This window comes from Ilyobacter sp. (assembly GCF_041583315.1).
In the GTDB taxonomy this organism is placed as follows: Bacteria; Fusobacteriota; Fusobacteriia; order Fusobacteriales; family Fusobacteriaceae; genus Ilyobacter.
The window spans coordinates 1-4,514 of the sequence record NZ_JBFHGC010000215.1 but is presented as its reverse complement, the minus strand read 5'-3'; the positions used below and the strand labels follow the sequence as shown (position 1 = coordinate 4,514).

4 protein-coding genes, 1 pseudogene and 1 riboswitch are annotated in these 4,514 nt (G+C 32.5%); of the genes and pseudogenes, 2 read left to right on the top strand and 3 right to left on the bottom strand.

What is annotated here, in order from left to right; all coding sequences use genetic code 11:
- Positions 1 to 98, bottom strand: a pseudogene (locus ABZA26_RS08490) (NAD-dependent protein deacylase); the annotation flags it as partial.
- A gap of 758 nt (positions 99 to 856) precedes the next feature.
- Between ABZA26_RS08490 and ABZA26_RS08485 the strand changes: the two are divergent.
- Positions 857 to 1,354, top strand: coding sequence for a molybdenum cofactor biosynthesis protein B (locus ABZA26_RS08485; RefSeq protein ID WP_372714091.1), 498 nt, complete (start codon positions 857 to 859; stop codon positions 1,352 to 1,354).
- A 223-nt stretch (positions 1,355 to 1,577) separates the two neighbouring features.
- On the opposite strand, the gene ABZA26_RS08480 is transcribed toward ABZA26_RS08485, so the two are convergent.
- On the bottom strand, positions 1,578 to 2,753 hold the full coding sequence (locus ABZA26_RS08480; RefSeq protein ID WP_372714090.1) for a diguanylate cyclase: 1,176 nt from the start codon (positions 2,751 to 2,753) through the stop codon (positions 1,578 to 1,580).
- A gap of 632 nt (positions 2,754 to 3,385) precedes the next feature.
- On the opposite strand from ABZA26_RS08480, the gene ABZA26_RS08475 reads away from it, so the two are divergent.
- Entirely contained in the window at positions 3,386 to 3,550 is a 165-nt protein-coding gene (locus ABZA26_RS08475) for a hypothetical protein (RefSeq protein ID WP_372714089.1), read from the top strand.
- Positions 3,551 to 3,787: 237 nt separating this feature from the next.
- On the opposite strand, the gene ABZA26_RS08470 is transcribed toward ABZA26_RS08475, so the two are convergent.
- On the bottom strand, positions 3,788 to 4,165 hold the full coding sequence (locus ABZA26_RS08470) for a tetratricopeptide repeat protein (protein ID WP_372714088.1): 378 nt from the start codon (positions 4,163 to 4,165) through the stop codon (positions 3,788 to 3,790).
- 19 nt (positions 4,166 to 4,184) lie between these two features.
- Positions 4,185 to 4,269: riboswitch (cyclic di-GMP riboswitch) on the bottom strand.
- Positions 4,270 to 4,514 lie beyond the last annotated feature (245 nt).

The window sequence follows — 4,514 nt, the reverse complement described above, 5'->3', positions numbered from 1 at the left end:
CTGAAATCCGGAATATTGCTCTCTGTGGAAACCCCGGCGCCTCCAAAAAAAACTATGTTATTACTTTCTTTGATTATCTTTTTAAGTTCTTCGTACATACTATCACCTCTAATCTAAATTATATCCTCTTCTCCCCAGATAATAAACCCTAAATTTATAATTTAATTATTGAATTTGCACAGAAGTCTGTTACTTTTCCTTGATGAAAAGCACCCCAAGGGCATTTCTTCCCTTCGGTCAGGGCATAACCAACAGGTCAAGGCTTTGAAAAATCAGCTAAATAACCTTGAAAATCCAAGAGATTAATGAAACTCAGAAAAAAAGTTTCTGAGAACCAGAAAATATACTCGTATGACTCGTTATTTTTTTGGCTACTCACTTCGTTCAAACAGTCGATTTTTTCTAAGAATTTCACTGCGGCCATTCTTAACGCTGATTTTGTCAATGCCACTTAAAGATTAGAATATTTAAATGCTTTTTAAAATCCTCAGAATCTTTAAAGTCTTCTAAATGTCTTAAAGTGCCTATTCGCAGGACGAGCGTGAAGAAATATAATAAATTTTGCGTTAAGAAAATACAATGTCTGAGCGCAGCGAGTTTTGTATTTTTAGTAAAATTTATTATATTTTAGCTTGGACAAGACAAGGCTTGATTTTTGGTTACTTTTCATCAAGGAAAAGTAACAGAGTTCGTATAAATTCAATATCTTATTTAAAATCCAGAATCTCCAGTAGAAAACCCTGGATTTCTTGATTTTTAGAGAATAATATAATATGATTAGTATAGTCTAGGTGTTTTTAATGATTATTTTATCTAATTTTAAATAGAAAAGTATTCTCAAGGGGAGGGATTATCTGTGTTTAAAGCCGTAGTGATATGTCTGAGTGATAAGGGGTATAGGGGAGAGCGTGAAGATAAAAGCAGTCAGGTCATAATAGATATTCTGAAAAAAAACAGTTATGAAATTGTGAAAAATATTTTGATTCCTGACGACTATCATCTTCTGAAGCATACTCTTGCAGAAATATGTGATGCAGGAGAGGCTGATCTCATTCTTACTACAGGAGGGACAGGTTTCTCTAAAAGGGATATTACTCCTGAAGCTACTCTTGAAGTGATAGAAAAGGCTGTTCCTGGGATACCAGAAGCCATAAGGAGCTACTCGATGCTGATAACCAAGAGAGCCATGCTTTCAAGAGCAGTGGCAGGAATAAGAAAGGATACGCTCATAGTGAATCTTCCGGGAAGTCCGAAAGCTGTAAAAGAGTCTCTTGAATATATAATAAGTACTCTTTATCATGGATTGGAGATACTTACAGGAAAGGCTTCTGAATGTGCCAATGATAGAAAATAGACTATCATCAGAATAAAATATGAAAGATATATATAAAACAGACAGGACATTGAGTCCTGTCTGTTTTATATACTCTTGAATTGTATAAAAAATACCAAGTGTAGAAATGGCAATAATAACTTGGTTGAAATGTATAAAAACCTTATTAATAAGTATTTCTGATGACTGTGAAAGCAATATAAAATTTACATGTAATTTGGGAAAGATCCATATAATATAAATATCAATTCACATCATCCTTGCACTGTTTTTCATAGTATATTCCGATATGACTGCGCTTCGCATTATACATATAAACATCGGCCTTATGTACGGTCTGGTCCAGTGTCATACTTCGTTCGATGTCTGCAATTCCAACACTAAAACGCAGTGATATATCCCCCCATGCTTCATTCTTATATGGAGCAACTTTTGCGTTCTCAATAATTCGTTGTACTATTGGTAAACAATCTTGGATATTCATCGCAGTTATTACCAGGAATTCATCGCCGCCCCAGCGACAAAAGATGTCCTCGATCTGTAGCTCGGTTTTCACACACTGAACAAAGAAACGTAGCACGTTATCTCCAGCAAAATGGCCATAGTTATCATTAATCCTCTTAAAATCATCAAGATCAAACATCATTACAGTATAGTTTTGCTTTCCTGCTGCAGTCTGATCCTGGATATGTTTAAATTTGTCGCGCATTCCTTTACGATTAAGGATACCAGTAAGTGGATCGCTATATGCCAAAAGTTCTAAATCTTTCTGTTTTCGTAGATCAATAATGCCTTCAAGCATCATTGTTTCCCCTTCAATATTAATGGGTACCGCACTTTTTAGAACCTGTAAGCTTGTTCCGTCGCGCATCAGGAAGCCACGTTCAGTCTTATCAAATCGTTGCCCTTTATCCCAAACCGGACATTCATTTTTTGGTGCTGGACAAAAAGTATCCTGACAAGGTCTTTTCAAAGTAGCAAACTCTTCCATGCTTGAATAACCAGCGAGATTTAATGCAGCCTGATTCATAATATGTACGTGTTTGTCTCGGCGGATAACTGCCACGCCAAATGGCATAGCATCAATAATTGTCCGGAGACTGTTAATATTATTCAGATTGGCATCAACCGTTTGCATATCGATGCTCTTAATAATACAGCTAAAGGCAGGTGAGTCTTGCTCTTTGCCTTCAAGAGGGAATAGTTCCATACGCCACGTTATGTTGTCCATATGGTTAGCCGGATAGATCTTATCAGATAATCGAATCGAGTCGATTATCCTATGCTCGCGTTTTGCTAGTAATTCTTTCCAATCCTGATCAAAGGTCACATCTTGAATATTATTAACATTTGATTTAACAGGAAAACCACCACATATTGAACCATCCTGTCTTAAGATATACATCAAATTTGCACTCATAAAAGTCATCCCTTTCTTTAATATTTGATTGTTTAATAAATATCCCCAGGCATAATCAAAAAAATTAATTTTTAAGCCGCTGAAATTCCCCTTGAATGTCTATAAGATTAGATTATTAGTCACCGGTGTTTTTCATTAGATATTCCAAAACGCTCCAAAAGAATAAATAATTCTTTTAAATTAAGTAAGCATAAGTTCTTCTAAATATTTTTTATAGATTTTGAAAAAAAGTTGATTTCAGTGATTTTTATGAAAAATTAAATTTCAATTATGATTACTGACATTTTTACAAATTCCTGTTTAAATATCGAAAAAATTTATGAAAAATTAAAAATAACCCTTAATAAAGAAGGTTTTAAATATTCTATTTTAACTAATTTATAAGTAAAACCAGTGCATTTAGATATTTTTTATATATTAACAGGTATCAATTTTAAAACACAGTAAAGTTATGAAAATAAATTTTTTTTAACCAAATTTATAATTTTTATTTGGATCGTTCAAGCCAGCAAGAACGATTACAATATCGTACACAAAATAAATTTGATGCGATTCAATGGAAATTGTGTTAGAATATTAACATATTTTTTATTAATATAAAAAGATAATTTAAAGGAGCTGAGAAAAGAATTATGTTTATAAGATGTAATAATGGAGAAAAATGTGAACTAAGGGGTATTTGTAAACGTTTCGATAAAGAAGGAATTAATAATGGCAAAAATATCGCTGCATTTTTTAATAAAGAAGAAAAGTGTATGAATTTTATAACTTTAGAAAATGATAATATGGATAAATAAGAGAGTGAAACTATAGTATCCTGAAAGTTTAACTTATCTAATTTGGCTATACGCTGGGAACATCAAGATACGTGGCGTGTTGTACTTATATGAAAACCTCCCTAATCAATAGATTATACTTCTAATAATTAGGGAGGTCATATTAAATTTACAATTAATTTGGGATATTACAAAATTACACTTAAACTGTGTTTCTAATATAATAAAAAAGGCGGCTAAAATGCCGACCCTTTTGCCCTATCCTATAAATTTTTGTAAAATAATGTTTTTATTTTTATGTGCCAATCCATCTGATGAATCTATTTTTAAAATAAGGTTATAGTCAGAAATAGCTCCGTTATAATAGCTTAATTTCTCTTTTACTATTGCTCTGCAGTGATAAGCGTGTAAATATTCAGGATTAAGTCTTATGGCTCTGCTATAGTCTTTTAATGCATTCATATAGTCTCCAAACTTGAAGTTCAGATTTCCCCTGTTAAAATAAGCAACTGGGTTCTTTGGATTAGAATAAATAGCTTTATTGCAGATTTTTAGCAATTTTTTTTCTTCTTCTGATTTTCTTTTTTCTCCTAGACGATCATTTTGATCAAGTCTACGGAGTATAGTCTTAAGCATATTGTTCCCTCCTAAAAATCTCGGAAACTGGCTGTCATATCTAGAAAGAATTAGACCCTATAGTTTTGTGCCACAGGATTTATCCTGTTTTACCTTTTTCGGAGTTAATTATTTTAAAGCTTGTATTTGCATATATATTTATAGAATCAAATATCTCAAGTGCTGGTTATTTTTGAAATTTTCAAAGGAGTAACTTAATCCGAGATTCAACTTAAGTTATTATAATTTCTCTTTATTAATAAAAAAAATACTCACTATGGAATGACTTACTATCTGTTTTGACTATTATATATGCTGGATATAAGTTTTGGGGTGACAGCCACCTTGGGGAGACGGCTGCCAGGTACTG

Coding starts and splice junctions, on each gene's coding strand:
- ABZA26_RS08480 (WP_372714090.1), bottom strand. CDS start 2,753: ATGAGTGCAAATTTGATGTATATCTTAAGACAGGATGGTTCAATATGT.
- ABZA26_RS08475 (WP_372714089.1), top strand. CDS start 3,386: ATGTTTATAAGATGTAATAATGGAGAAAAATGTGAACTAAGGGGTATT.
- ABZA26_RS08470 (WP_372714088.1), bottom strand. CDS start 4,165: ATGCTTAAGACTATACTCCGTAGACTTGATCAAAATGATCGTCTAGGA.